This is a genomic window from Bradyrhizobium sp. USDA 4353 (assembly GCF_054063215.1).
Map to the genome: position 1 here is coordinate 636,038 of NZ_JBSSGB010000001.1, position 25,131 is coordinate 661,168.

Here is a 25,131-nt window from a genome sequence, read left to right on the forward strand (position 1 = left end):
TTGACCCGGCCATCCACGAAGCCGCACGGGCGGACAGACGTGGATGCCCGGGACAAGCCCGGGCATGACGATGTTGAGGCAGTATGCGTGCTGTCGAGCACTTGTCTCGCGGCGGCCAGCTACTTCTTCTCCATAGGAGGCGCGACCTTCTCGGCCGGCGCGGGCGGCAGCGCTGGCTTGGCGGCTTCCGTCTGAGCGGACGTGTCCGGCCGCGCGGGCTCCGGCGCCGGCGTGGTCGGGCGGGTGCCGCCGGGCTTGGATTCGGCCGGGGTCGCCGACGGCTCGGGGGTTGCCTGGGCCATGTGGTCGAGATGGCCGGCCTTGATCTCGGTGAACGAGATGATCGCGACCAGCGCGCCGATGCCGAGCAGGCCGGCTGCGAGCCAGAGGTCGCGGCGAAGGATGCGTTTGCTGTTGATCGGGGCCATCGGTCGTCCTCCGCATCGTCCGACGCGCCTCACGCCACCGCATGTGGCGCTCGCATCGGATCATGCGCGGGAACAACGGATTGACAGCGGCGCGGTTCCCATTTGGGCCTGCGCCGCTATGTCCCATGAACCCTTGGAACGGACCCTCAGAGCCGCAGTAGCCCCGCCTCGCCGCTCTCGTCGGAGAATGCCAGCCAGGTTCCCTGGGAATTCCAGGCCAGCGCCACCACCGGCGGCGTCTCGTTCCGCCGCACCAGGATCTCGGCGCCGTCATGCATCCGCACCATCAACACGGTGCCATCCTCGTAGCCACAGGCCAGGATGTCCTGCTTGGGATGGCAGGCGACCGCCGTGACCTTGGCCTTCATCGGCGCCAGCATCGCCGGCTCCTTGCCCATCGGCCCGTCCTTGCCGACGAACGGCCAGAGGATGACCATGTCGGCGCCTGAGGTGGCGAGAAACCGCCCGCCGCTGCCCCACGACATCGACTTCACCCGCGACGGATAGCCGGTCATCCGCATGTGACGGCTGTCCGCCAGCCGCCAGCCATGCAGCGCCGACTCGTGCATCGAGGTCACCAGGAATTTGTTGTCGGGACTGAAGGTGACGCCGAGATGCGATCCGGCCCATCCCAGGAATTCCGGCTCGCCCGCCATGTTCGGAAACCACAACGTCGCGCCGTTGTAGTGCGCGATCGCCAGCCGCAGCCCCTTCGGCGCGAACGCCAGCCCGCCGGCGGTCGAGGGCACCTCGAGCGACTTCTCCTCGCCCTTGGGCGCGCGCACGAACGCGGTCTTGCCGACCGACCAGGCGATGGCGCCGTCCGGATGCACGGCGACATTGTCGATCCAGCGCCGCTTCGGATCGGTCGCGAGCACGGTCACGCTGCCGGCCTTGTCGAGCGAAGAGACCTTGCCGTCATCGCCGCCGAACAGGATGCGCGAGCCGTCCGACACCGCCGACAGAATGCCGCCGCCGCACACTTCGACCTTGCTGACCTCGCCCTCGGGATCGACGATTGCGACGCTCTCCTCGGTGCCGACGAAGGCGGCGCGATCGCCGAGATAGTGCACGGATGTGACCGCCATGCCGAGCGAGACCGGCTTCACCTTGTCGGTGACGGAGACGATGGATGCGGCCTCGCCGCCCTGGTCGAACGAGCTCATCAGGATACGATGCAGCGCTCGAAGCCTTCGCGGATGGCGTCCTCCGGCAGCTCGCGGCCGATGAAGACGACGCGGCTCTGCCGCGCCTCGTCCGGCTTCCACTTCCGCTGGTGATCGCCTTCCAGCATCATGTGCACGCCCTGGAAGACGTAGCGGTCGTCATCGTCCTGGAACGCCAGGATGCCCTTGGAGCGCAGGATCTTGCCGCCCTCGGTCTGCACCAGGTTCTGCAGCCATGGCATGAATTTCGACGGATCGAGCGGCTTGTCGGAGCGCAGCGACAGCGACTGCATCTCCTCGTCGTGATAGTGCTTCAGGCCGTGGTCATGATGGTGGTGGTGATCATGGCCGTGGTCGTGATCATGGTGGTGATGATCGTGATCATCGCCGGCGTTGAGGAATTCCGGCTCGATTTCAAGAATACGATCGAGATCGAAGGCGCCGCGCTCCAGCACGTCAGCAATCGCGATCTGGCAGCGCTCGGTGCGATGCAGACGGGCGTAAGGATTGATCGCGCGGATGCGCGCCTCGACTTCGGCGAGCTCCGGCTTGGTGACCAGATCGGTCTTGTTCAGCACGATGACGTCGGCGAACGCGATCTGGTTCTTGGCCTCGGGGGCATCCTTGAGCCGGTCCGACAGCCACTTCGCGTCGGCCACGGTGACGACGGCATCGAGCCGCGCGTTCTTCTGCACGTCCTCGTCGACGAAGAAGGTCTGCGCCACCGGCGCCGGATCGGCGAGGCCGGTGGTCTCGACGATGATGGCGTCGAACTTGCCCTTGCGGCGCATCAGGCCGGAGATGATGCGGACGAGGTCGCCGCGCACGGTGCAGCAGATGCAGCCGTTGTTCATCTCGAACACTTCCTCGTCGGCGCCGACGATGAGGTCGTTGTCGATGCCGATCTCGCCGAACTCGTTGACGATGACCGCGTACTTCTTGCCGTGGTCTTCGGAGAGGATGCGGTTGAGAAGCGTGGTCTTGCCGGCGCCGAGATAGCCGGTCAGCACCGTTACGGGGGTCTTGCTCGCGTCGGACATGCGCACTCCGAAAACTTGCGTCGAAAATGGCTCAAGAGCACGGATAGCCGCGAGGGTAAAACCCTAACGGACAAGCGCGCTCGTCAGGGCCCTTATATTGTGCCTGACCAGGGCAATGTAAGTGGGAACGGGGCCGTTTTCCGCGCTCAGGGCGTCCGAATACAAGGTGCCGCCGATCTTGGCGCCCGTTTCGGCCGCGATCCGGCCGATCAGCCGGTCGTCGTTGAAGTTTTCCAAAAAGACCGCCGGAATCCCGGCTTTTTTCACCTGGCGGATGATCTCTGCGACATCGCGGGCCGACGGCTCGGTCTCGGTGGAGACGCCGAGCGGGGCGATGAAGGCGATGCCATAGGCATCGGCGAAATAGCCGAAGGCGTCATGGGTGGAGATCACCTTGCGCCGCTCGGCCGGGATCTTGTCGATCTCGGTCCGGACGTCGCGGTCGAGCGCATCGAGCTCGCCGAGATAGCGCTCGGCATTGGCCTTGAACGTCTCGGCATCGGCGGGATCGGCGGCCACCAGCGCGTCGCGAATGTTTGTCACATAGACCTTGGCGTTGCCGACCGACTGCCAGGCATGCGGATCGGCACCCGAGCCGCGCTTGCGCGGCGTGATGCCGGCCGTCGCCGTGATGATCGGCGCCTTGCTGCCGGAGGCCTGCTGCAGCCGCGGCAGCCAGCCTTCCAGCCCGAGGCCGTTGACGATGAGGAGCTTCGCAGCGCCGACCTCCTTCGCGTCATGCGGCGTCGGCGTGTAGACATGCACGTCGCTGTCGGGGCCGACCAGCGAGGTGACGGCGACCTTGTCGCCACCGACCTGGCGGACGAAGTCGGCTGTTATCGAGAAGCTGGTGATGACGCTAAGCTTGGTCTCCGCGGATGCGGGGACCACGAGCGACAGGAGCAGGAAGAGGACGGGCAGCAGACGTTTCATGGGAATGGGCTTCATGCTTCGAGGTGACGTCCCGGAAACAGTTGCGGAAGCACGCCGCCCACGCGTCCGAACAGCACCGAGCCGAGATAGATCAGGGATGCGACCAGGATGATCGCGGGACCCGAAGGAATGCGGGTCTGGAACGACAGCACCAGGCCGATGTAGCCGGAAACGATCGCGGAGCCGACCGCGATGCAGATCATCGGCGTGACGTCGCGCGACCAGAACCGCGCGATGCCCGCGGGGAGGATCATTAATCCGACGGCAAGCAGCGTGCCGAGCGCCTGGAAGCCGTTGACAAGATTGACCACGATCAGGCCGAGGAAGATCAGATGTGCCGGCGCGCCGGCCCGGCTCACCGTCCGCAGAAACAGCGGATCGACGCTTTCGACGACGAGGGGCCGATAGATCACCGCGAGCACGACCAGAGTGATCGTCGCGTTGGTCGCGACCATCAGCAAGGTGGGATCATCCATCGCCAGGATGTTGCCGAACAGCACGTGCAGCAGGTCGACATTGGTGCCCTTGACGGAGACGATGGTGACGCCGAGCGCGAGCGAGGCCAGATAGAAGGTCGCGAGCGAGGCATCCTCCTTCAGCCCGGTCGAGCGCGACACGAGGCCGGACAGCAGCGCCACCGCAAAGCCCGCGACGAGGCCGCCGGTGGTCATCGCGAACAGATTGAGGCCCGAGAGCAGGAAGCCGATCGCCGCCCCCGGCAAAATGGCGTGCGCCATGGCGTCACCGACCAGGCTCATACGCCGGAGCATCAGGAAGACGCCGATCGGACCGGAGCCGAGCGCCAGCGCGATCACGGCCGCGAGCGCGCGGCGCATGAACTCGAAATCCGAGAACGGAGCGACCAGCACCTCGCGCAGCATCACGCCGCCTTCGAGGATTGCGCCGGCGCGCAGGGCGCTGCGGCATCGTCGAACGCCTCGCACATCCGCCGTGCCTGCGCGAGATTGTCTGATGTCAGCACCTCGGCCGTCGCTCCCCAGGCGACGGCTTCGCGCGCCAGCAGCAGCGTCTGCGGAAAGTGCGCGCGCACCATGTCCATGTCGTGCAACGCCGCCAGCACCGTGCGCCGCTCGCCATGCCAGTGCTCGATCAGCCGCAAGAGGTCGGACGAGGTCTTGGAGTCCATCGCGTTGAACGGCTCGTCGAGCACGATCACGCGGGCATCCTGCAGCAGCACGCGCGCGAACAAGAGGCGCTGCATCTGCCCGCCCGACAGCGTGCCGATGCCGCGGCCCTCGAAGCCGGTGAGACCGACGGCAGCAATCGCCTGCGCGATCTTCTCGCGCGCGGCAGCGCCAATGCCGCCGAAGATACCGACCGAACGCCACAGCCCGGTGCTGACGAAGTCGAACACCGAGATCGGAAAGGTGCGGTCGATGTCGGCGATCTGCGGCAGATAGGCGATCTCGCGCGGCCTCAAGCCGGCGGCGGAGATGCTGCCGGCCAGCGGCTTCAACAGCCCGACGATGCCGCGAAACAGGGTCGACTTGCCGGCGCCGTTGGGCCCGATCACGGCCAGCAGCGCGCCTTCGGCCACGTCGCCGGAGAGGTGATGCACGGCCGGGTGCCGGTCATAGCCCAAGGTGACGTCGCGAAATTGTAGCTGCGCCATCGCTGTCACCGCATCGCCAGGATGACGATCACCCACAGCACCGCACTGGCCGCGATCGCCGCGCCCAGCCGCGTTGCCACCGGCATCCGCAGGATCGACCAACGCGCCGGCTGCGCCGGATGCGGCGCGGCGGGGCCGTGGCTATGGGCATGAGGGTGATTGTGGCCGTGACTGTCCCCATGCGCGCCATGCGCATGGCTGTGGTCGTGGCTCTGGAGGGCGGACTGGGTCATTTCGTCATAATGTTATATTATAACATCACCCCTGTCCACCGCCGGTGAATGACGCCGTGACCGCCTGGATTGGGAGGACAGACCGAATTCCGGCGGGACTTTCTCCTTGGCCCCTGGATCGCTTCGCTACGCTCGCGATGACGGAGGTTGTGGCGACGCTCGGTGCCGCCTGACTCGTCCTTGAGGCACACGCTGCCCCGGCCTTGCTCCGTCATCGCGAGCGTAGCGAAGCGATCCAGGGGCCAAGCAAAAGGTCGAGATTTTCGCCGTCGCTCGGACGGACACGGCGCCTCAACTCAAAACTCGCACCAGCGCCAGCCCGGCGAACAGTCCCGCGATCGAGATCCCCACCGACCCAAGCACATAGGCCGCCGCCAGCCCCAGCGCTCCGCGCTCATACAGCAAGGCCGTATCCAGCGAGAAGGCCGAGAACGTCGTGTAGCCGCCGAGGATGCCGGTCATCAGAAACAGCCGCCAGTGCTGGGTGGCGCCGCCCTTGAAGGTGAGATAGCCCGCGATCAGGCCCATCACGGTCGAGCCGGTGATGTTGATGATGAAGGTGCCCCACGGAAAATCGGTGCCGAGCGCGCGGGCGCTCGCCATGTTGACCGCGTGCCGGATCGAGGCGCCGCAGCCGCCGCCGAAAAAGACGAGCAAGTAGCCGAACAGCTGATTCACAATTACTCCCCCCGCACGGCATCGAGAGAACGAATGCCCTGCCCTCTTCCCCGCAACAGGCAAAACTTTTGCCGCAGCCACCTCACCCTGGCAAGAATGACCCGCGTCACATCAGCGTCAAAGACCATGCACGTCAAAGAAAAAGGGCGGCGAGCTTAAGCTCACCGCCCTCCTCCGTCGATCACGTCAGATCAGACAGCCTTGCTGTAGAGCTCTTCGACATATTCCCAGTTGATGAGGTTCTCGACGAACGCCTTGAGATAGTCGGGACGGCGGTTGCGGTAGTCGATGTAGTAGGAGTGCTCCCAGACGTCGACGCCGAGGATCGGGGTCGCGCCATGCACCAGCGGGCTTTCGCCGTTGGCGGTCTTGGAGATTTCCAGCTTGCCGTTCTTGACCGAGAGCCAGGCCCAGCCCGAGCCGAACTGGCCGACGCCGGCGGCGATGAAGTCTGCCTTGAACTTCTCGTAGCCGCCGAGGTCCTCGTCGATCTTCTTCTCCAGCGCGCCCGGCAGCTTGGTGCCGCCGCCATTCGGCTTCATCCAGGACCAAAAGTGGATGTGATTGTAGTGCTGGCCGGCATTGTTGAAGATCGGTGCGTTCTTGCCGAACGAGCCCTTGACGATCTCCTCGAGGGACTTGCCTTCGAATTCGGTCCCCTTGATCAGATTGTTGCCGTTGGTCACATAGGCCTGGTGATGCTTGTCGTGATGATACTCCAGCGTCTCCTTGGACATGTAGGCGCCGAGGGCGTCATAGGCGTAAGGCAGGGGGGGAAGCGTAAAGGTCATGGGGTCGGTTCCGCAACTTATGGGAAGACGGGATTTAACGGGACCTCCTTATAGAAGGTTCCGAAGCCGTAAAACACCGTGAATTTGGAAAAAGCGAGCCGGTTTGATGAGCATCGAGATCGACGTGTTGAATGGCGATGCCGGATGGCCACAGGCCAAGCCGCTTTATGATGCGATCTGGCCGCCTGAGGTGGTGGCGACCTTACCCTGGGCCGGTATCACATTTGCGCATGCGGATCTGCGCGTGCTGGTTCAGGACGAGGATGGCGACGTGCTCTGCCATGTCGGGATCTATCGCCGCCTGACGAAATGGAACGGACAGAACGTCAACATCGCCGGCATCGGCGGCGTTTTGACGCGCGCCGACGTGCGCAATCGCGGTCTCGCCACGATCGGGCTGAACGCCGCGATCCAGACGCTGCGGCATGAGGACTCGATCAACTACGCTCTCCTGTTCTGCGCGCCCGATCGCGTCGCCTTCTATGGCGCCCGCGGCTTCATCCCGTTCGACGGCGACGTCTACGCGGAGCAGCCCGACAAGGGCCGCATCCGCTTCGACACGTTGTCAGCGATGGTGCACGACGTGAAGCGCACGGCGCCGACGCGCGGCACGATCGACCTGTGCGGATTGCCGTGGTGAGGCGTCGACCTCCAGCCGTCGTCCCGGACAATCGCGCAACGCGCGCGCCGATCCGGGACCCATACCCCCAGGGAGCAGTTTGAGGCACGGACGGTGCGCTCCCTCTCCCCGTTCTTCACGGGGCGAGGGTCGGGGTGAGGGGCCGCCACACGGGAAGTGCATGCGGCGAGGCACGTCCGAACTCTTTCAACTCTCGCTCCGCTCGGAGCCTGAGGGCTCTGCTTCTTCACGCACATCACCCGTTCCGTTGCCCCTCACCCCAGCCCTCTCCCCGTGAAGAACGGGGAGAGGGAGCGCACTGCCGCTGCCGTACCGGCCGGGCTCTCTCCGCCGGCTGGCCCACAAACAGGAGGCGACTTCCGAAAAAAATAATCCTCTTGCGCATTTCCGAAAATCATGATTATCTCCGCGCATCCCGCCTCACTGCAGTAGGGGCGTAGCGCGCGATCGTCACGACACGCGAGGCGGGGATGCGGTGGCCGCGAGAGATCGCAGCGTTTTCGGCAACGAGGGCGCGGACGAACGATTCCTGGCGGACGTGAAGTCGCAGCGTCCTGATACCCCGAAGCTGGTATCATCCGCGCAATGCGCGTGAGCGCATTGTCGCGAGCGCGACGAGGCTTCGCCTCGCGCGGAGGTGGCCAACAAGCCGGCGCACCAGGGAGACTGCGTATAAGCGTGAAGACCATCGCGCAGGGAATGCCGGCGTGTTTCGGCTTTGCCTGTGGTACCTGCCGCCTGCATTCTTTCCGCAGGCGGGCCATGGGTGAGGCTGTCACCCGGCATTCCCTGCGCCCTCTGCACGATTTGCGAGGGACGAACTGATCACAGAGCTCGGGCATGAGGTGCCGCGAGATTGTGACTGCACGCCCTCGCCCGCCTCAGCTGTTTGAACCGTGAATCCGCTCCACCCACAACTGTCGTCCCGGACAAGCCGTGACGCGCGCAGCGCGGCATGGCGCAGATCCGGAGATCCCATCCGCCGCGGCGCTGGGGATGGGCAAAATGCCAATGACCGGCCTGCCTCAAACCTCTTCCTGCAGGTATGGGTCCCGGCTCAAGGCGGGACGACGCGACTGTTTTGCAGCCGCAATCTTGGCCGCCGAACACCATGAGACAACCGCGCAAGGAATTGAGACGCCCGGTCATAAATGCACCTGATCGTGATGACACTGCTTTGGACAACCACACCTCTGCGATTGCAACTCCGCTGTTTGCTGGTAATCAAGCGCGGCTTGAACGGGGGGTACCATGATTTGGAAATTGCGTCTGGCTGGTCTCGCACTCGCGTCGTTCGTGATCGCGCAGCCGGCCTTGGCCGCCGACGATCCGACCGGCACCTGGCTGACCCAGGCGGGTGACGCCAAGATCAAGGTCGCCAAATGCGGCGCCAATCTGTGCGGCACGGTGGTGTGGCTGAAGGAGCCGATGGACACCGACACCGGCAAGCCGGCGGTCGACAACAAGAACCCCAATCGCGCGCTGGCCAACCGCCCGATCATGGGACTGCAGCTGTTCGAGAACATTCATCCGGATGGACCGAACAAATGGTCCGGCAAGATCTACAACGCCGATGACGGCCAGAGCTACACCAGTCACATCTCGGTGTCCGGTCCGGATACGCTGAAGGTCGAAGGCTGCGTCGGCGCGATGTGCGGCGGCGAGACCTGGACGCGCGCGCGCTGATCGACCTCAGGCGACCGCCGCCTTCAGCGCCGTCGCCGCCGACGCATAGCCGCCCTGCGCCCCGTCGATGAAATGGACGTGGTCGGGGCGGATCGCCGATGGCGTGAAGCAGGTCATCATCGCCGAGGCCTGCCGGTGCAGCCCGTAGCGGACGATGCCTTGTGACGCTGCCGCGCTGAGCCGGCGCTCCAGCTCCTTGGCAAGCTCCTCGGTGCAGTCGAGGATCATGCGCAGCGCGTCGTCGTATTTCCGGAAGTCGGAATTCTCGACCACCTGCTGCCGGTAGAGATCCGGCACGAAGCCGCCGATGCTGATGCCGAAGCGCATGATGGCATAGACGAACAGCGTGCGGCCGAGGACCCGGACCCAGCGCACGACGCCCGGGCCACGCGACGCGCGAACTTCGTAGTTCAGGCCTTGCGGCGGCCATTGCAGCGCCGGCCCGCCGGGGGGCACCGGCCGCCCGGCCTCGGGACTGCGCTCGGTCAGCGTGATGATGTCCTCGATGACCCGGCGATAGGCCTGCGGCTCGGCGCCGGCGGCCGGCAGCACCAGCACCGACAGGATGAGACCACGCGCCGACGGCATCTCCTCGAACCGGCAGGACAGTCCTGACAGATCGGGTTGCGTGCCTGATGGCGCCGGAGGAATCGCGAACTCGCCCCGCTTCATCGCGGCCTCGGCCCAGCCCAGGCCACCGCCGGCGAACATCGCGTAGGACAGATTGGCCGACGGGCCGTAACGCGCCACCCGTACATCCTGGCCCGCCGACCGGATCGCGCTGACCGGCACCAGCGCGACGCGCATCGCGAGCCCAAGATCGTCGCTGACCCAGCGCGCCGTGGCGGCCAGGGCCCCACGGGCCGCTGCGGCATCGTCAGGTCCGACCGCGAAGCTTGCGCCGTCGCCGCCGAACACGAACGGGAATTCGCGTCCCTCAAGCGCATTGGTCACGGCGGCGATGACCGCGGCCCCGGCCATATTGACCGCCTTGTAGCGCTTGTCCGCGATCGCCTTGGTCGATTCGACGATATCGGCCGTGCCGATCAGCCAATCGTCGGGCAGCGGCTTATAGAGCTCGGGATCCATCAGCCGCGAGAAGCCGCGAAACACCGGGATCGAGGCATAATAATCTGCAGCGCTGGGCTTCGACATCGCGAGGTCATCCGTGCGGAGAGCGCCTTCCATGCGGAGCTATGGACATCCCTGTCAAGCGGGTTCGGCTCCGGGACGGCGGCCGCCATGCTCGCGCCATGTTATCGTTCCGTTGGGTTCGGCGTGCTAGCCTTGCGGGATGAGTGCCGATACCCCGCCTGTCCCCCAGCTCGCCGCCCGCGCCCTGCAGATCGCAGACCGCATCAACACCGCCGGTTTCGAAGGTCAGGTCCTGTCCGCCACGCCGCTCGCCGTCCGCATCGGCGAGACCGGCATCGCGGTGGTCTTCCGCTACGGCGTCGTCGTCTTCGTCGGCCTGTCGGTCGCCGAGGAGCTCAACTTCCTCGATCAGCTCAGCCCGCGGCTGTTCGGCCCGATCGCGCCGCATGAGGAGGAGACCGCCAAGGTCCAGGTCGCCCGCGAGTCCGACGAGCCGATTCCGGTCGGCGGCCCGATCCAGGTCAAGGAATTGTCGCTGGAGCGGCTGCTCATTGTCGCCGATGCGCTGGCCAAGAGCGTCGTGCTCGGCCGCAGCGAGCGCGAGATCGCCAACGTGTTCGACACGATCGAGCCGTTCGCGCGCGAGCTGGCCTCGCAGGGGCGCACGTCGCGCAGCCGGGTCGCGATGGTCAAGCTGCTCGGCGCCGCGCTCTTGGTGCAGCACCGCGTCTCCGGCCGCGTCGCTGTCGGCGAGAAGCCTGACGTGCTGTGGGACCGCCCCGATCTCGAGCGGCTCTATGCCCGGCTCGAGGACGAGTACGAGCTGAAGGAGCGCGAGGAGACGCTCAACCGCAAGCTCGCCGTGATCGCCGAGACCGCAGAGGCAGTGGCCGACATCATCGACACCAAGCGCTCGCTCCGGCTCGAGATCATCGTCGTGATCCTGATCGCCTGCGAGATCGTGCTCGGCTTCTACGAGATCTTCGCCCGCGGCGCGCATTGAACGCGCCTGCCACGGACGCGTCATACATCTCTGGTTGTATTTCCGGATCGGCGTCCTATCATTCGCCGCAGTCCTGTCGGGGATCGTGGAGGCACCATGACGAGCCGCGTTGCATGTTCGGGGCAGGGAATCGCGACCATCATGGCTGCCGCACTCGCGACCGCGGTCGTGACAGCAGGCGCGGCTGGACCGGCGCGGGCGGCCTCCGAGCCGGTCACCGTCTGCACCGCGCTCGACATCTGCTATTGCGTGCATCCGGAGTTCAAGGATGCGATCACCGCCAATGTGGCGCGCGTCCGAAAGCTGATCGCCGATCAGCGCGCGCAGGGAAAAGCGGTGGGGTATCTCAGTGTGCCGCTGTCACCGGCCGGCGGCGGTGCCTTTGCGGTCAACACCGCCATCGCGGCCAAGATTGCCGAGCGTGTGACCGAACGCTTCGGGCCCCGCGCGGTTTTCGTGCTCAATCCCGGCGCCGAGGGCGGCGACGGCCTGCGGGGCGCGAGCGGCGCCGACTACATGTACATGTGGACGCAGATCCTCGAAGGCGACAGAGGCCTCGGCGAGGCCTTCGACTTTTTCTACTTCTCGGGCCCGAACGATTTTGCCAAGTACTTCGATCTCACCGGGACGCATGATCTCGAAAAGCTCGAAGCCTGGTTCGACGACAAGATCGCACCCGACCCCACGTTCAAGGACGCGATCGCCAATGGCAGCCTGACCCGTCCCGGCTTCCGCAACTACTACGGCCTGCGCGCCTCCGTCGCATTCAGCTATGGTTCACACGATGAATGGAACATTGCCCGCATGATCAATGATCGGCGCCGGGGTGCGACGGACTATGGCATCGCCAACCAGCTTGCGGTGTTCTTCGACGGCCAGCCAACGTCCCCCGGAGGCTATGAATCGCCGACCACCGCCGGCGATGTCGGTCGCTGCATCAAGTAGCTGCGGGGCGCATCGCTCATTACTCCAGCGCGCTGACGTTCCACGTCGCATGACGGACGCCGGGCAGCTTGGCCAGCTCCGCCGTCACCCGGTCGAGCTCGGCCGTCTCGGCCGCCAGCGGCACCAAGGTCGCGGTGATCTCCGCGATGTCGTCGGAGCGGTAGGCGACCTCGGTCTCGCGCACCGGATACTTCGCCGCCTCCAGCCGCTCATCGAGCGCCTCGCGCAATTGCGCGGCATGCAGGACGTCGGTGGTCACCACGATCTCGTAATTGGCCTCGGAGGTCGCCGCGTTGAGCGGGATGCGGTCGATCGCATTCACCAGCGGCCGCAGCAAGGTGTTGCCGGCGAGCACGAACAGGGTCAGCGCCACCGACTGGGCGACGAGGTCAGCGCCCGCGCAGGCGCCCACCGCCGCCGACGCCCACAAGGTCGCCGCGGTATTGAGACCCCGGACGTTCATGCCTTCCTTCATGATCGTGCCGGCACCGAGAAAGCCGATGCCGGAGACCACATAGGCGATGATCCGCACCGCGCCGTCGGCGCCGGTGAGGCGGTTGCCGAGATCGACGAAGGCCGCCGCGCCCACCGCGACCAGCACATTGGTGCGCAGGCCGGCGCTGCGCTGCCGGAATTGCCGCTCGGCGCCGATCAGGGTGCCCAGCACGAAGGCCGTGAACAGGCTGACGAGCGTGTCGAGGAAGTCATAGAGCTGGAAGGTGTGCAGGAAGCGCATGAGCAAGAACTGTCTTCGGTCCTATGCCGGACCGTCTGCCTGGCAGCAGACATACAAAAGTCCCCCGGCGGCCGGATTGCCGCGAGAAGGCCGTCTTCTTAGGCCGTCCTTGATCGAAATCAAATCCCATTCCCTCAACCCTATCCTAGGCTGACATGATCAACAGGCAGATGACGCCCAACATAGCGCCGATGTCCGACTCGCGAAGGGATCACAGTCCCGCCGTCCGGCTGGGACACGACGCGGTGAGCGCGGTGAAGCTGTCGCAGCAGCTCACCGCCGACATCGATGCGTGGGCCGAGACGCACGAGGTTACGCGCTCCGATGCCATCAGCCAGTTGCTCGCGATCGGGCTGCGTGCCTCCACGCCGATCCCGGCCGCACAGCCCAAGCTGAGGGATCCGCTGACGATCGAGCAGAACGCGATCCGGCAGATCGACCAGATGCTCGACCCGAACCTGCCGGCCGACGAGCGCGAGCGGCGCATTCGCCGCCTGATCGACGGCCCGGCAGAGTTTGCCGGCGAGCGCATCGACCTGCCGAGGCATCTCGACTGAGTTACGCCGCGGAGCGCGCCGCGACGGCCTCATAGATGTCGTCCTCCTGCGCAGTATGCATGCGCACCAAGGTCTCGATCGCCTCGATGACCCGCTGCGCATCGCGGATCAGATAGCGGTCGACCTTCTCGGACGGCAGGTCCTCGACCACCCGCCCGAGCAGCCGCGCCAGATGCAGGATCTCGCGATGCGCGCGGCTCATCGCCGACAGGCCATGGCTGTCTTGCAGCAGCCGCGCCAGCCGCGGATAGACCGAGCCCTCGTCATCGCGCTCATGCGCGACGACCTGGTCCTGCACCAGCACATTGGCCTCCGTGATAAGGCTGACGGCACTCTCCGGCGCGACCTCGTCGAGCGCATCGACGATCACCCGCAGGCGATCGAGCCCACGCAGCAGCGCCTGATGGTCGTGCCGCAGGCCGCGGCCGTCCTCCACGGTGATCTGGCCCGCCTTGCCGCGGCCGGCCGGCAGCAGCGCACGGAGCGCGTTGAGGATGACGGCCACATCGATCGCCTCCTGCACCAGCGCCGCCGGCACCGGCTGCAACAGGCCAAACGCTGCCGCGCCCATCGCGATGAAGGACAGCGCCATGCCGGCAATGATGCTTTCCAGCGCGATGCGTCGGGCACGCTGCGCGATCACGATCGCCTCGCCGACGCGGTCGAGCCGGTCGGCGAGGATGACGACGTCGGCCGCCTCCGACGAGGCGCTCGCGCCACGCGCGCCGAGTGCGATGCCGACATCGGCGGAGGCCAGCGCCGGCGCATCATTGATGCCGTCGCCGACCATGATGGTCGGATGCAACCGCTGCTCGCTTTTGACTGCGTCGACCTTGTCCGAGGGGACGCGGTCGGCGAGCACCGCATCGAGGTCGAGCGCAGCGCCGATGGCCTGGGCCGCCGCGGCGCGGTCGCCGGTCACCATGACCATGCGGACAATGCCGGCCTCGCGCAGCCAGCGGATCGCCCGCGGCGTGTCTGCGCGCAATTCATCGGCCAGCAGCAGCGCGCCGATCGGCTTGCCATCGACAGCAACAAGCACCACCAGCGCCGAGCGCCAGGACGCCCGGCGGATGGCCCGCGCGGCCCATGGCGGCGGCGCGTGATTGCCGAGGATCATGTCCGGCGAGCCGGCGCTGACGCGGCGGCCGTCGATGATCCCCTCGAGGCCCGAGCCCATCGTCTCCCTGACGCGCTCCGGCACCTCGAGCTTGAGTCCGCGAGCATGGCCAGCCTCGACGATGGCATGCGCCAGCACATGATGGGAGGCCTGTTCCAGCGAGGCACCGAGCAGCAACACGTTGTCGGCATCCTCGCCCGGCGCCGCCTCGACCGAGAGCAGTCGCGCGCCGCCGACAGTGAGCGTGCCTGTCTTGTCGAACAGCACCGTGTGCGCCCGCGCCAGTGCCTCCAATTTGCCGCCGCCCTTGACCAGGATGCCGCTGCGCGCTGCCTGCGCGACGCCTGCGATGAACGCGACCGGTGCCGCAAGGATGAGTGGGCAAGGCGTCGCGGCGACCATCACCGCGAGGGCTCGGATCAGATCGCCCGATGCAAACCAGGCGGCGGCCGCGATCGCCAGGCTCACCGGCAGGAAGATCAGCGCGTAGCGATCCGCAAGCCGTACAAACGGCGCCTTCGCGGTCTGCGCCGAGGTCACCAGCTTGACGATCCCCGCATAGGTGCTCTCGCCCGCAGTAGCGGTGACCGAGAGCTCGAACGTCTCGCCGGCATTCAGCGACCCAGACAGGATCGCCATGCCGCGCGTCTTCGACACCGGGATCGGCTCGCCCGTCAGCGCCGATTCATCGACTACCGCTAGGGCCGACTCGACCACGCCGTCGACCGGCACGATCTCGCCGGCGCGGACCATCAGGCGGTCGCCCACGGCCACGTCGGCCACCGCAACATCCTCGATGCGATCCTCACGCCAGCGATGGGCCAGACGCGGCGCCCGGTCGACCAGCGCGCGCAGGTCGTGCTCGGCACGCGCGACGGCGATGTCCTCGAGCACATTGCCACCGGAATACATCAGCGCCACCACGGCGCCCGCAAGCGGCTCGCCGAGCACGATCGCCGCGCTCATCGACACCAGCGCGATGGCGTCGACGCCGATGCGGCCGGCCAGGACATCGCGGATGATCGAGACGATCAGGCCGGCGATGACCGGGACGGTCGAGGCAGTGAAGGCGATGCCAGCCCATTCGGGCCGGCCGACCGCCTGCGCGAGGCCGCCCGCGGCGAGGCCCGCGACGGCGATTGCGACGAGGGTCCATCGCAGGATGCGTTCGAACATGGCGATCAGTTCCGGAATTGCGCCGGCACTATCGCCGCGACCGCCGCTCCGAGGCTTGAGCGAAATCAACCGCAGGCGCGGCCGATCATCGCATCAGGCGGTATTGCCGGCGTCGACCGTCAGCACCGTGCCGGTGACGTTGCGCCCGCCTTCGCCGAGCAGGTACTCGACCATTGCGGCGACGTCTGAGGTCTCGGGCAAACGACGCAGCGCGCTACGGCCGGCGATGCGATGCTGCTGCGCCTGGTCCATTCTCTGCGTCAACTCGGTCGCGATGAAGCCCGGCGCGATCGCATTGACGGTGATGCCGACCTTGCCGACCTCGCGCGCCAGCGAGCGCGTGAAGCCGTTGGCAGCGGCCTTGGTCGCGCCGTACACCGAAAGCCCGTTGTAGCCGGTGCTGGCGATGATCGAGGAGATGTTGACGATGCGCCCCTCGCCCGCCGCCATCATGTGGCGCGCGACGTATTTGGTGAGGATCATCGGCGCCAGCACGTTGAGCCGCACCAGCGCCTCGATCTCCGAATTGTGCATGGTCGCGAGCAGGCCCTCGGTTCCGATGCCGGCATTGTTGACGAGGCCGTAGAGCGGACCGAACTCGTCGCGCACCGACTTCACGAAGGCGGGGATGGCATCGACGGCGCTGAGGTCGCAGGCGCGGAAATGGATGCCGGCGCTGCTCGCGCTGAACTCGGCGATGGCTGCGCGCAGCTCGTCGCTCTCGCGACGGGCCACCGCGATGACGTCGTAGCCGGCAGCCGCGAGCCTGCGCACGATGGCCAGGCCGATGCCGCGGCTGCCGCCGGTGACAAGGACGTTACGCATCGGCGCGCGCCAGCTTGCCGGCCGGCGTGACATCAAGCGCCGGCACGAACCGAATCATCGCCGGCACCTTGTGGGCGGCCAGACGCGCGCGACACTCGGCGAGGATCTCGTTGCGGACGGCATCCGTCCGCGCCGCATCGCTGTCCCTCGTGAGCACCACTTCTGCCACGACGATGCCGCCGGTGATCGGACTTCGCCGCGACTTGGCGCGCGACATCCGCACCTCGGGATGGCCGTTGATCACGGCTTCGATCTCCTCGGGATGCACCTTCAGGCCGCCGACATTGATGATGCCGTTGCGCCGCCCAACGAAGTAGTAGCGGTCGCCGCGCAGCTCGACCATGTCGCCGGTGTCGACATAGCCGTCGGAATCGGTCAGCGCCGCCGCCGTGCGCCCGACATAGGCATGCGCCGCGCGCTTCGAGCGGATCCGCAGCGAGCCGTCGACAACTTTCATATCGACGGGGCCGCGGCCCTCGCCGAGCAGCGTTGCAGGAAAGCCTTCCAGCCCGTCATTGACGGCAAAGCCCACGCCCGCCTCGGTCGACGCATAGGCGTGACCGATCGAGGCGTTCGGGAATGCCTCCCTCAATCCATCGAGCACGGCCTGATCGGCGATCTCGCCCGACAGCCGCACATAACGCGGGGCGAATTGCTCGGCCGATCCGCTCATCAGCAGCTTGCGCCAATGCGACGGCGTGCCGGAGATATGCGTGACGCCGCGCGCAGTGAGGCGCGCGACGTGATCGGCCAGTGCCTCGCCCGGATCGGACAGCACCATGGAGCCGCCGCCGACGATGGCGCGCAGGAAGATCTGCAGCCCGCCATAGCGGCGGATGTCGTAGAACGTCGCCCACACCGGCAAGGCATCGCCAGGCGCCGGCCGATCACCGATGATGGCGCCGCACAAGCCCTCCAGCGTATGGCCGACGATCTTCGGCACGCCGGAGGTGCCCGAGGTCAGCATCAGCCATTCGGTCGCGCGGACCGTTGGCGCGACTTGGGCCGAGAGTTGCGGCAGGCCGACGGAGATAACGAGATCAATGCCACGGCCCGCGAAGCGCTCCGGCTCGTCGGTGACGACGGCATCGATCCCGGCATCGGCAATGATGCTGCCGAGATGCTCGTCCTTCAGATCGGGCGGGCACAGCAGCATGCGCCGGGCGACGCCATCGATCTCGATCAGCGCCAGTCCCGCCAACAATTGGCTGGAGGTCGCGAGCAGGACCGCGCGGCCGTCGAGCTCGCCGGCGCGGCCGCCGAGACAGCTTCCGCGCGACAGCTCGGCCAGCGAGACGACGTGGCGCGGATCGGAGATCGTCCGCTTAGTCAGCGCCGTGCCGAGATGGTCGCGCAGCGCGAAGATCTCACGCGGGGACATTCTCATACGCCCTGATGAAGTCGCCGATCGTGTTCGGGAACGTGACCTCCTCCGACAGAGTGAACGGATCGACGCCGAGATCGTCCTCGAGACGGGCAACAAGGATCGCGAAGGCGAGCGAGTCGAAGCCGGTCTCGTGCAGGGTCAGCTCGTCGGTCAGCGGCGGCAGCTTGACCTTCTGCTCCTCTGCAATCTGCTTGATGGCTGCAATGATTCTTAACCGTACCGACATGGCGAAATCCGTCATTGTTCAAACGATGCGACCGACACTAGAGCGACAAGGTGAAGGAACCCGGACCTTCGCGGTATGTTTTGAGACCGTTGGTAAATGCACCTCGTGGCCTATGATTAAAATCATCTACAAACGGACCTCGCCGCTCGCGATCTGCGCATAGATGCCAGCGTCGAGCGGGCGGTAGGCTCCGGTCGCCGCATCACGGATGTACAATGGCTCGGACACGATCGCGGGATCGAAGCCGTCGCGCATCAGCTGCTGCTTCTTCTGCTTGAACGTCTCGGTCGACTGCAGCGACGGCGTGATGCGCAGCGCCACCGGCTGCGCATAGGCCGGCAAGCGGCGCGCCAGCTCGGCCGACAGCCTCGCGAGATCGAAGTCCGCTGCGACAACCAGCGCCGCCATGCCGGCGCGACCATCGTTGCCCGGCACCGCGACGCCATAGGTCGAGGCCTCCACGACTCCCAGACATTGCAGGATGGCGTCATTCACCTCGCTGGTCGCGACGTTCTCGCCCTTCCAGCGGAAGGTGTCGCCGACCCGGTCGACGAAGTAGAAGAAGCCCTGCTCGTCCTGGCGCATCAGGTCGCCGGTGCGGAACCAAGCATCGCCCTCGGCGAAGACATTGCGCAGGATCTTCTTCTCGGTCTCCGCGCGATCGGTGTAGCCCTCGAAGCGGCCGCCACCGTCATCGGCCTTGCCCATGCGGCCGACGGCCTCGCCGACCTCACCGCGCGCACATGGCAGGCACAGCCCGTCGGGCCCGCGCAGCGGCGCGCGCTGGTCCTCATCGAGCTGAATGATCGCTGCCGGAAAACGATGCGCGAGCAGCGACGGCACGCGACCGATCGAGCCCACTCTCCCCTCGACATTGTAGAGCGAGAAATTGCCTTCGGTCGCCGCGTAGAATTCCATCACCTGCGGAATGGCGAAGCGCGCCTGGAACGCCTCCCAGATATCGCCGCGCAAGCCGTTGCCGCAAGCCAGCCGCAGCCGATGGGCGCGATCGAGATCGGATGGGGGCGCTGCGAGCAGATAGCGGCAGAGCTCGCCGATATATTGCACCAGCGTGCAGTCGTGGTGGACGATGTCGCGCCAGAACTGACGGGCCGAGAACTTCTCCGCCAGCACCGCCGTGCCGCCGGCGCGCAGCATGCTGCAGGGCGCGACGATGCCGCCGACGGAATGGTAGACGGGAAGACAATCATAGAGGCGATCGTCGGGACTTGCACCCGTGAGCCCCGCAAACCAGCCGCCCCAGCTCAGGATGCGACGGTGGCTGATGCTGGCGGCCTTGGGCAGGCCGGTCGTTCCCGACGTATAGATCAGCAGTGCGCGGTCGTTGATCGTGACGGCGGGACGTTCACTGGCCTGCAGCGGGCGCGAGTCGATCGCGGCGAGCGCCGCGTCGAGATCGCCCCCGGCATTCCACACACGCGGCGCCTCGGAGATCAGCGGCATAGCGTCGGCATAAGCAGGTTGAAGCTCGGTGGCGACGATGATGTGGGCTGGTGCGGCGACGTTGAGGCAGTGCGCCAGCGAGGGTCCGACCAGATTGGTGTTGATCAGCGCGACGACGCCGCCGACGCGGCTGATCCCGAGCCAGGCCGCCAGATAGTCCGGCCGGCTCGGCATCATCAGCGCGACGGTGTCGCCGGGGGCGATGCCCTGGGCCAGCGCCCATCGGGCATATTGGTTGATGCGCGCAGACAGCGCGGCGTAGCTGAGCGTCTCGCTGTTCGAGATCAGCGCCGGACGACCGGGCTGCCTGACAGACCAGTCATCGATCACATCGGCAAACAGCAGGGTCGGCTCGGCCTCGATGCGCGATGTCAGCTCGATCGCCTTGAGCCAGATCTTGGCCGTCGACGGCCTCCGCCCGGGCGTGATGGGGTCCGCAGATCGGTCCGCGCGCTCGGTTGTCATGCCTGCCACCGCTTCCAGAATAGCGTCCTTATAGGTCGCGCGGCCTGACCAGGTGTTAACCGGCAGGGTTAACTCGCATGGAGCGGAGCGGGATCGAAGTAGATGCGAACCTTTACGAAGTAATCGGAAATACCGGCTAGGTTGGCTCTCCCAGAACATGCCAAAGCGAAGGCCGGCATGCCCAAGGAATTGACGATCACACGACGTGCCGTGCTGCAAGGCGTGGCCTGGAGCGGCCTTGTTGCCATGCATCCGGCTGCGGCGACCGCCGGCGGCGAAGCTCCCTACCCCGCCCGATCGGTGACCTGGGTCATTCCCTTCGCGCCGGGCGGCGCCACCGGCCGCCTGTCGGTGCTGATCTGCGACCGCCTGTCGCGGCAGCTCGGCCAGGCCTTCGTGCTCGACCACCGCCCGGGCGCCGGCGGCGCCACCGCTACACGAAGCGTCGCGAACGCGGCGCCGGACGGCTACACGCTGCTTGCGACCTCCACCGCCAACATCATCACCGCCTCGCGGGAGTCCGCGCAGGACGGCGACGACATCCTTCCCGTCGCGGGGATGGCGCGGATGCCGCTGCTGCTGCTGGTCAGCAAGGAGCTGCCGGTCAAGACGTTGCCCGAGTTCCTGGCCTATGCGCGGGCGAACCCCGGCAAGCTCAGCGTCGGCTCGGCCGGGCCCGGGACGGTGCAGCAATTGTCCGCGGAGTTGTTCCGGACGCTCGGCGGCATCACCTGGTCCGTGCTCGCCTATCGCGGCTCCGGCCCGGCGCTGACCGACCTCGCCTCCGGGCACATCCACGCGCTGTTCGACAACACCGCCTCGGCCACCGACCTGGTGCGCAGCGGCAAGATCCGGGCGCTGGCGGTGTCGACCCGGGAGCGGGCGCAAGCCTTTCCCGATCTGCCGCCGGTCGCCGACGTGCTGCCGGCGTTCGAGACCTCCGGCTTCTACGGCGTCGCCGCGCCGCGCGGCACGCCGCAGGCGATCGTCGACCTGCTCAACCGCGAGATCAATGCCGCCCTGGCCGATCCCGAGATCCTGCACCACCTCGCCGAGATCGGCGCGACGCCGATCACCGGCGACGCCGGCGTCTATGCCTCGACCTACCGGGCCGAGGTGATGCGCTGGCGCAAGCTCGTCGCCGCGCAGGCGGACCCCACCAAATAGGACGTGGCGCCCGCCCGTCGTCACCTCATGCCGCCACGCCCTGCAGCACCAGCCGGTTGAGCCGCGCCGCGAACGCCGCGGGATCCTCCGGCAACTCGCCGTCGAGGATCTGCGCCTGCTCCAGCAGCAGGAACGAGAGATCGTCGACCTTGGCCTTGTCGGCCGCGGCCTTCGCGACCGCAACGACCAGCGGATGGCGCAGATTGATCTCCAGGATCGGCTTGGTGCGGGCGCCGCGCGCCTGCTGCGAGAGAATGCGCTCCAGCTCGCGATCCGGCCCATGGCTGCCGGCCACGAGACACGACGCGCTGCTGGTCAGACGGGTCGACACCTTCACGTCGGTGACGTGATCGCCGAGGCTCGCCTTGATCAGCGCAATCGTATTCGCTTCGTCCGCCGCCGGCTTGGCCTCGTCCTCGGCCGCCGTCTCGGTCACCGGGATCGGATCGAAATTGATGTCGCCCTGGCTCAGCGACTTCAGCGGCTTGCCGTCGAACTCGAGCCGCGCCGAGGTCCAAAACGCGTCGACCGGATCGGTCAAGAGCAGCACCTCGACGCCGCGCGCCTTGGCCGCCTCGAGCCGCGGATTGGACTTCAGCCGCTCCAGGCTGTCGCCGACCAGGAAGTAGATCTCGGTCTGGTTCTCCTTGAGGCCCTCGACATATTGCTTCAGCGAGCGCTTCTCGCCCGTGGTCGTGGTGAAGCGCGACAGCGCCAGCAGCTTGTCGCGGCGCTCGAAGTCTTCGTAAAGACCTTCCTTGATGACCGCGCCGAACGAATCCCAGATCTTCTCGAAGTTCGCCGCGTCCTTCTCGGCGAGCTGCTCCAGCTCGCTGATCACCCGCGTCGTCACGGCCTTGCGGATCTGGCCGAGCTGCGGATTGTTCTGCAGCATCTCGCGCGACAGATTGAGCGGCAAATCCTCGCTGTCGATCACGCCGCGGATGAAGCGCAAGTAGGCCGGCATCAGATCGGCGTCGTCGGTGATGAAGACGCGGCGGACATAGAGCTTGACCTTGCCCTTGCGCGCCGGCTCGAACAGGTCGAACGGCTTGGTCGAGGGCGCGAACAGCAGCACGGCGTAGGAATAGCGGCCCTCGGCGCGGTAGTGCAGCGTCATCGCCGGCTCGTCGAAGGCATTGGCGATCGACTTGTAGGCCTTGGCGTAATCCTCCGCCGACAGCTCCGACTTGGAGCGCTGCCACAGCGCGCTCGCCGAGTTGATCTGGCGCGGCTCGCCCTCCTCGGCGACCAGCATGATCGGGAACTGGATGTTGTCGGAATAGGCGGTAACGATGCGCTCGATTTCGTAGGTTTCGAGATATTTCTTGGCGTCGTCCTTGAGGTGCAGCACGATCTCGGTGCCGCGCGCCACCCGCTTGGCGTCCTCCTCGGAGGCCGGCGCCACCTCGAAGCCGGCGCCCCCCGTGGAGGTCCAGGTCCAGACCTCGCTGCCGCCGGCGCGGCGGCTGATCACGGTGATGCGGTCGGCCACCATGAAGGCGGAATAGAAGCCGACGCCGAACTGGCCGATCAGGCCGGTGCCGTCTTTGGCTTCCGACAGCTTCTGCACGAAGGCCTTGGTGCCGGAGCGGGCGATGGTGCCGAGATGGTCGATCAGCTCCTGGCGGTCCATGCCGATGCCGCTGTCGGCGATGGTCAGGGTGCTGGCCGCCTTGTTCGGGATGATCCGGATCTGCGGCGGCTCGCCCTCGCCGATCAATTCGGGCCGGGCGATGGCCTCATAACGCAGCTTGTCACAGGCGTCGGAGGCGTTGGAAATCAATTCGCGAAGGAAAATATCGGTCTCGGAATAGACCGAGTGCACCATCAGATGCAGCAGCTCGGAGACTTCGGCCTGAAACGAATGGGATACGGCGGCGGTGTCGGTCATCGTCATGCGTCTTCCCGGACAGAATGGCGGTGGAGGAGAGACCGTCGATATAGCGCCGACATTGCCGTGATCAAGAGTTTGAGCGGGGGCTGGCAGCCGCGGCCGGAGGCGCGCCATCCGCCCGACCGGTGCGCCCCCTCTCCCCGTTCTTACGGGGAGAGGGTCGGGGTGAGGGGCAGCGGCACGGGTGGTGCTTGCGGTCGGACTTGTCCTCTCCAATCCGACTAGCTCTGCTGGCCATGATAGGTTGGATCGCATCACAAGAACCAATCCGCATAAAGGGGATCCGTCTCTCCGCTTGCACCGCCGGTGCGGCTGCCCCTCACCCCAACCCTCTCCCCGTGAAGAACGGGGAGAGGGAGGGCACCGCTCGTGCGGCTGGAAGCGAATGTGGTGAATTTTGACATGGATCAATGACCGCAATTGCCGAGACGACGCATGTTGCTCGATACGCTTGGCGCACCGCGGCGCTTATTTGTTGCATATGCAACAAATCTCTCTCCGCGACGCTCACATTCATTGTGACAACATCATAATGTCACCTCAGCTTCACTGAAGCGCTCTACGGCTCGGTCCCGTTCCACAACGCCCACGGGGATTCGCATGCCGCGCTACTACAAAGTCCTGCAGACGCAGCGCTTCGACGACTATCGCTACTATCATCAGAGCCGGATCAATCAGACGCTGCACCTGGTCAGCGCCGTGATCTTCCTCGTCTGCTACGCCCTGCTGTTCAAGGATCCGGCGATGGCTGGCCTGGTCGGCTGGCTGGCGATGCTGACGCGCCAGACGGGACATTTCTTCTTCGAGCCGAACGGCTATGACCACGTCAACGGCGTGAGCAACGACTACAAGGAAGCGGTCAAGGTCGGCTACAATCAGACCCGCAAGATCATCCTGCTGACGGTGTGGGGCCTGGTGCCGGTCGCGCTGTTCGCCTTCCCCACTTTGTTCGGCGTGTTCGAGGCACCTGCGACGCGGACCGACTTCATCCGTCACGTCGGCGTGCTCTGGCTTGCAGTCGGCATCGGCGGTGGCCTGTTTCGCGTGATCCAGCTGTTTGCCACGCAGGACGTTGCGACCGGCCTGATCTGGGCGTTCAAGGTGCTCACCGACCCCTTCCACAACATCGCGCTGTACTGGAAGTCGCCGCTGGCGCTGCTGCGCGGCGAGCTGATCGACCCGACCATCAAGGACGCCTCGCATTGGGGCGCGGCCGAGGACGACGACGCCGAGGAAGCCGCGCATCTCACCTGATCGGGCGCTCGCGCCTCCACCGCCCGTTGCGCGGGCGGTGGAACCAGGCCACAGCTTCAACATCATGGAACGACTTCTCCGCTGCGCCGTTGCGGCCTCAGTGCTGGTGGTGCCTTCAGGAGCTTTCCATGTGTGACTACAGCCTCCATACTGTCTCTTCCCGTGATGCCAAGATCGACGACGTGCTGGTCTCCTGTCGCTTCCCCGGCACGGAGACCCGCGGCTTCTCGACCAAGGACGATCCCTTGACGGCGGTGTGCCTGCGTCCGGGCACCGAGCTCGCCTTCGAGGGCGACGTGCGGATCAAGGGATTCTTCTTCCGCCGCAAGGTCGGCGCCCATCTCGCCCGCTTCCGCCAGGTCGACACCAACAAGCCGACCGAGCACCACGACGCGCTCGAATTCTCCAACGGCCGCATCGTCAAGGTCACCGACCTCGCCACCGGCCAGCGCGCCCGCGTGCTGCAGATGCCGGCCGATCCGGCGACCAAGCGTACGGGCACGCCCGTGACCATCGAGCTGCGCGCCACGCAGCTGTGAGACCTTCGACCACCGACGGTGGCGCCGCCTCGGCGCTGCCGTCGCAC

At 66.3% G+C, this 25,131-nt stretch carries 25 protein-coding genes; 8 read left to right on the plus strand and 17 right to left on the minus strand.

The window, feature by feature from the left end; genetic code table 11:
- Positions 1–119: 119 nt before the first annotated feature.
- From ACVILH_RS02900 to ACVILH_RS02940, 9 genes are all read right to left on the minus strand, one after another.
- Entirely contained in the window at positions 120–428 is a 309-nt protein-coding gene (locus tag ACVILH_RS02900) for a hypothetical protein (RefSeq protein ID WP_456711533.1), read from the minus strand.
- Positions 429–574: 146 nt separating this feature from the next.
- A complete protein-coding gene (locus tag ACVILH_RS02905) occupies positions 575–1,594 on the minus strand; it encodes a WD40 repeat domain-containing protein (protein WP_456711534.1) in 1,020 nt (339 codons plus the stop codon).
- Positions 1,594–2,634 (minus strand): CobW family GTP-binding protein, encoded by a 1,041-nt coding sequence (locus ACVILH_RS02910; RefSeq protein ID WP_456711535.1) that lies wholly within the window; start codon positions 2,632–2,634, stop codon positions 1,594–1,596. Before ACVILH_RS02910 ends, ACVILH_RS02905 begins: the two co-directional genes overlap by 1 nt.
- 63 nt (positions 2,635–2,697) lie before the next feature.
- Entirely contained in the window at positions 2,698–3,567 is an 870-nt protein-coding gene (locus ACVILH_RS02915) for a metal ABC transporter substrate-binding protein (protein WP_456711536.1), read from the minus strand.
- An 11-nt stretch (positions 3,568–3,578) separates the two neighbouring features.
- Complete coding sequence (locus tag ACVILH_RS02920) at positions 3,579–4,448, minus strand: metal ABC transporter permease (RefSeq protein ID WP_456711537.1); 870 nt, start codon at positions 4,446–4,448, stop codon at positions 3,579–3,581.
- Entirely contained in the window at positions 4,448–5,200 is a 753-nt protein-coding gene (locus ACVILH_RS02925; RefSeq protein ID WP_456711538.1) for a metal ABC transporter ATP-binding protein, read from the minus strand. The genes ACVILH_RS02920 and ACVILH_RS02925 overlap by 1 nt, the downstream gene beginning before the upstream one ends.
- 5 nt (positions 5,201–5,205) lie before the next feature.
- Positions 5,206–5,433, minus strand: coding sequence for a hypothetical protein (locus tag ACVILH_RS02930; RefSeq protein ID WP_456711539.1), 228 nt, complete (start codon positions 5,431–5,433; stop codon positions 5,206–5,208).
- A 291-nt stretch (positions 5,434–5,724) separates the two neighbouring features.
- Positions 5,725–6,111, minus strand: a complete 387-nt coding sequence (gene crcB, locus ACVILH_RS02935; protein ID WP_456711540.1) for a fluoride efflux transporter CrcB — start codon at positions 6,109–6,111, stop codon at positions 5,725–5,727.
- A 191-nt stretch (positions 6,112–6,302) separates the two neighbouring features.
- Positions 6,303–6,902 carry a superoxide dismutase gene (locus ACVILH_RS02940; RefSeq protein ID WP_456711541.1) on the minus strand — a complete coding sequence of 200 codons (600 nt, stop codon included), beginning with the start codon at positions 6,900–6,902 and terminating at the stop codon, positions 6,303–6,305.
- Between the two features lie 106 nt (positions 6,903–7,008).
- On the opposite strand from ACVILH_RS02940, the gene ACVILH_RS02945 reads away from it, so the two are divergent.
- Together ACVILH_RS02945 and ACVILH_RS02950 are read left to right on the plus strand one after the other, a co-directional pair.
- Positions 7,009–7,542 (plus strand): GNAT family N-acetyltransferase, encoded by a 534-nt coding sequence (locus tag ACVILH_RS02945; protein WP_456711542.1) that lies wholly within the window; start codon positions 7,009–7,011, stop codon positions 7,540–7,542.
- 1,251 nt (positions 7,543–8,793) lie between these two features.
- On the plus strand, positions 8,794–9,228 hold the full coding sequence (locus ACVILH_RS02950; protein ID WP_456711543.1) for a DUF2147 domain-containing protein: 435 nt from the start codon (positions 8,794–8,796) through the stop codon (positions 9,226–9,228).
- Positions 9,229–9,234: 6 nt separating this feature from the next.
- Here ACVILH_RS02950 and ACVILH_RS02955 read toward each other — a convergent pair whose 3' ends face one another.
- Positions 9,235–10,383, minus strand: coding sequence for a DUF3095 domain-containing protein (locus tag ACVILH_RS02955; protein WP_456711544.1), 1,149 nt, complete (start codon positions 10,381–10,383; stop codon positions 9,235–9,237).
- A 139-nt stretch (positions 10,384–10,522) separates the two neighbouring features.
- Between ACVILH_RS02955 and ACVILH_RS02960 the strand changes: the two genes are divergently transcribed.
- Together ACVILH_RS02960 and ACVILH_RS02965 are read left to right on the plus strand one after the other, a co-directional pair.
- Positions 10,523–11,326 (plus strand): RMD1 family protein, encoded by an 804-nt coding sequence (locus ACVILH_RS02960; RefSeq protein WP_456711545.1) that lies wholly within the window; start codon positions 10,523–10,525, stop codon positions 11,324–11,326.
- A gap of 96 nt (positions 11,327–11,422) precedes the next feature.
- Positions 11,423–12,271 (plus strand): hypothetical protein, encoded by an 849-nt coding sequence (locus tag ACVILH_RS02965; protein WP_456711546.1) that lies wholly within the window; start codon positions 11,423–11,425, stop codon positions 12,269–12,271.
- Between the two features lie 19 nt (positions 12,272–12,290).
- Here the strand turns inward: ACVILH_RS02965 and ACVILH_RS02970 are convergent, their stop codons facing one another.
- A complete protein-coding gene (locus ACVILH_RS02970; RefSeq protein WP_456716859.1) occupies positions 12,291–13,007 on the minus strand; it encodes an MgtC/SapB family protein in 717 nt (238 codons plus the stop codon).
- A 155-nt stretch (positions 13,008–13,162) separates the two neighbouring features.
- Between ACVILH_RS02970 and ACVILH_RS02975 the strand changes: the two genes are divergently transcribed.
- On the plus strand, positions 13,163–13,564 hold the full coding sequence (locus ACVILH_RS02975) for a hypothetical protein (protein WP_456711547.1): 402 nt from the start codon (positions 13,163–13,165) through the stop codon (positions 13,562–13,564).
- A 1-nt stretch (position 13,565) separates the two neighbouring features.
- Here ACVILH_RS02975 and ACVILH_RS02980 read toward each other — a convergent pair whose 3' ends face one another.
- The 5 genes from ACVILH_RS02980 to ACVILH_RS03000 form a co-directional block, all read right to left on the minus strand.
- Positions 13,566–15,860 carry a heavy metal translocating P-type ATPase gene (locus ACVILH_RS02980; RefSeq protein ID WP_456711548.1) on the minus strand — a complete coding sequence of 765 codons (2,295 nt, stop codon included), beginning with the start codon at positions 15,858–15,860 and terminating at the stop codon, positions 13,566–13,568.
- Positions 15,861–15,953: 93 nt separating this feature from the next.
- Positions 15,954–16,685: an SDR family NAD(P)-dependent oxidoreductase gene (locus ACVILH_RS02985; RefSeq protein ID WP_456711549.1), complete on the minus strand. Its 732-nt coding sequence runs from the start codon at positions 16,683–16,685 to the stop codon at positions 15,954–15,956.
- Positions 16,678–18,066, minus strand: coding sequence for a class I adenylate-forming enzyme family protein (locus ACVILH_RS02990; protein WP_456711550.1), 1,389 nt, complete (start codon positions 18,064–18,066; stop codon positions 16,678–16,680). Before ACVILH_RS02990 ends, ACVILH_RS02985 begins: the two co-directional genes overlap by 8 nt.
- Positions 18,053–18,298 carry an acyl carrier protein gene (locus ACVILH_RS02995; protein ID WP_006611415.1) on the minus strand — a complete coding sequence of 82 codons (246 nt, stop codon included), beginning with the start codon at positions 18,296–18,298 and terminating at the stop codon, positions 18,053–18,055. Before ACVILH_RS02995 ends, ACVILH_RS02990 begins: the two co-directional genes overlap by 14 nt.
- Before the next feature lie 126 nt (positions 18,299–18,424).
- Positions 18,425–20,227 carry a long-chain-acyl-CoA synthetase gene (locus ACVILH_RS03000; RefSeq protein WP_456711551.1) on the minus strand — a complete coding sequence of 601 codons (1,803 nt, stop codon included), beginning with the start codon at positions 20,225–20,227 and terminating at the stop codon, positions 18,425–18,427.
- Between the two features lie 177 nt (positions 20,228–20,404).
- Between ACVILH_RS03000 and ACVILH_RS03005 the strand changes: the two genes are divergently transcribed.
- A complete protein-coding gene (locus ACVILH_RS03005; RefSeq protein WP_456711552.1) occupies positions 20,405–21,394 on the plus strand; it encodes a Bug family tripartite tricarboxylate transporter substrate binding protein in 990 nt (329 codons plus the stop codon).
- Between the two features lie 25 nt (positions 21,395–21,419).
- Here ACVILH_RS03005 and htpG read toward each other — a convergent pair whose 3' ends face one another.
- A complete protein-coding gene (gene htpG / locus ACVILH_RS03010) occupies positions 21,420–23,294 on the minus strand; it encodes a molecular chaperone HtpG (protein ID WP_456711553.1) in 1,875 nt (624 codons plus the stop codon).
- Between the two features lie 597 nt (positions 23,295–23,891).
- Between htpG and ACVILH_RS03015 the strand changes: the two genes are divergently transcribed.
- Positions 23,892–24,545 (plus strand): hypothetical protein, encoded by a 654-nt coding sequence (locus tag ACVILH_RS03015; RefSeq protein ID WP_456711554.1) that lies wholly within the window; start codon positions 23,892–23,894, stop codon positions 24,543–24,545.
- 128 nt (positions 24,546–24,673) lie between these two features.
- The gene (locus tag ACVILH_RS03020) at positions 24,674–25,084 is read left to right on the plus strand and encodes a hypothetical protein (RefSeq protein ID WP_456711555.1); all 411 of its coding nucleotides are present in this window, start codon (positions 24,674–24,676) and stop codon (positions 25,082–25,084) included.
- The last annotated feature ends 47 nt before the right edge of the window (positions 25,085–25,131 follow it).

Coding starts and splice junctions, on each gene's coding strand:
- ACVILH_RS02900 (WP_456711533.1), bottom strand. CDS start 428: ATGGCCCCGATCAACAGCAAACGCATCCTTCGCCGCGACCTCTGGCTC.
- ACVILH_RS02905 (WP_456711534.1), bottom strand. CDS start 1,594: ATGAGCTCGTTCGACCAGGGCGGCGAGGCCGCATCCATCGTCTCCGTC.
- ACVILH_RS02910 (WP_456711535.1), bottom strand. CDS start 2,634: ATGTCCGACGCGAGCAAGACCCCCGTAACGGTGCTGACCGGCTATCTC.
- ACVILH_RS02915 (WP_456711536.1), bottom strand. CDS start 3,567: ATGAAACGTCTGCTGCCCGTCCTCTTCCTGCTCCTGTCGCTCGTGGTC.
- ACVILH_RS02920 (WP_456711537.1), bottom strand. CDS start 4,448: ATGCTGCGCGAGGTGCTGGTCGCTCCGTTCTCGGATTTCGAGTTCATG.
- ACVILH_RS02925 (WP_456711538.1), bottom strand. CDS start 5,200: ATGGCGCAGCTACAATTTCGCGACGTCACCTTGGGCTATGACCGGCAC.
- ACVILH_RS02930 (WP_456711539.1), bottom strand. CDS start 5,433: ATGACCCAGTCCGCCCTCCAGAGCCACGACCACAGCCATGCGCATGGC.
- ACVILH_RS02940 (WP_456711541.1), bottom strand. CDS start 6,902: ATGACCTTTACGCTTCCCCCCCTGCCTTACGCCTATGACGCCCTCGGC.
- ACVILH_RS02945 (WP_456711542.1), top strand. CDS start 7,009: ATGAGCATCGAGATCGACGTGTTGAATGGCGATGCCGGATGGCCACAG.
- ACVILH_RS02950 (WP_456711543.1), top strand. CDS start 8,794: ATGATTTGGAAATTGCGTCTGGCTGGTCTCGCACTCGCGTCGTTCGTG.
- ACVILH_RS02955 (WP_456711544.1), bottom strand. CDS start 10,383: ATGTCGAAGCCCAGCGCTGCAGATTATTATGCCTCGATCCCGGTGTTT.
- ACVILH_RS02960 (WP_456711545.1), top strand. CDS start 10,523: ATGAGTGCCGATACCCCGCCTGTCCCCCAGCTCGCCGCCCGCGCCCTG.
- ACVILH_RS02965 (WP_456711546.1), top strand. CDS start 11,423: ATGACGAGCCGCGTTGCATGTTCGGGGCAGGGAATCGCGACCATCATG.
- ACVILH_RS02970 (WP_456716859.1), bottom strand. CDS start 13,007: ATGCGCTTCCTGCACACCTTCCAGCTCTATGACTTCCTCGACACGCTC.
- ACVILH_RS02975 (WP_456711547.1), top strand. CDS start 13,163: ATGATCAACAGGCAGATGACGCCCAACATAGCGCCGATGTCCGACTCG.
- ACVILH_RS02980 (WP_456711548.1), bottom strand. CDS start 15,860: ATGTTCGAACGCATCCTGCGATGGACCCTCGTCGCAATCGCCGTCGCG.
- ACVILH_RS02985 (WP_456711549.1), bottom strand. CDS start 16,685: ATGCGTAACGTCCTTGTCACCGGCGGCAGCCGCGGCATCGGCCTGGCC.
- ACVILH_RS02990 (WP_456711550.1), bottom strand. CDS start 18,066: ATGTCCCCGCGTGAGATCTTCGCGCTGCGCGACCATCTCGGCACGGCG.
- ACVILH_RS02995 (WP_006611415.1), bottom strand. CDS start 18,298: ATGTCGGTACGGTTAAGAATCATTGCAGCCATCAAGCAGATTGCAGAG.
- ACVILH_RS03000 (WP_456711551.1), bottom strand. CDS start 20,227: ATGACAACCGAGCGCGCGGACCGATCTGCGGACCCCATCACGCCCGGG.
- ACVILH_RS03005 (WP_456711552.1), top strand. CDS start 20,405: ATGCCCAAGGAATTGACGATCACACGACGTGCCGTGCTGCAAGGCGTG.
- htpG (WP_456711553.1), bottom strand. CDS start 23,294: ATGACGATGACCGACACCGCCGCCGTATCCCATTCGTTTCAGGCCGAA.
- ACVILH_RS03015 (WP_456711554.1), top strand. CDS start 23,892: ATGCCGCGCTACTACAAAGTCCTGCAGACGCAGCGCTTCGACGACTAT.
- ACVILH_RS03020 (WP_456711555.1), top strand. CDS start 24,674: ATGTGTGACTACAGCCTCCATACTGTCTCTTCCCGTGATGCCAAGATC.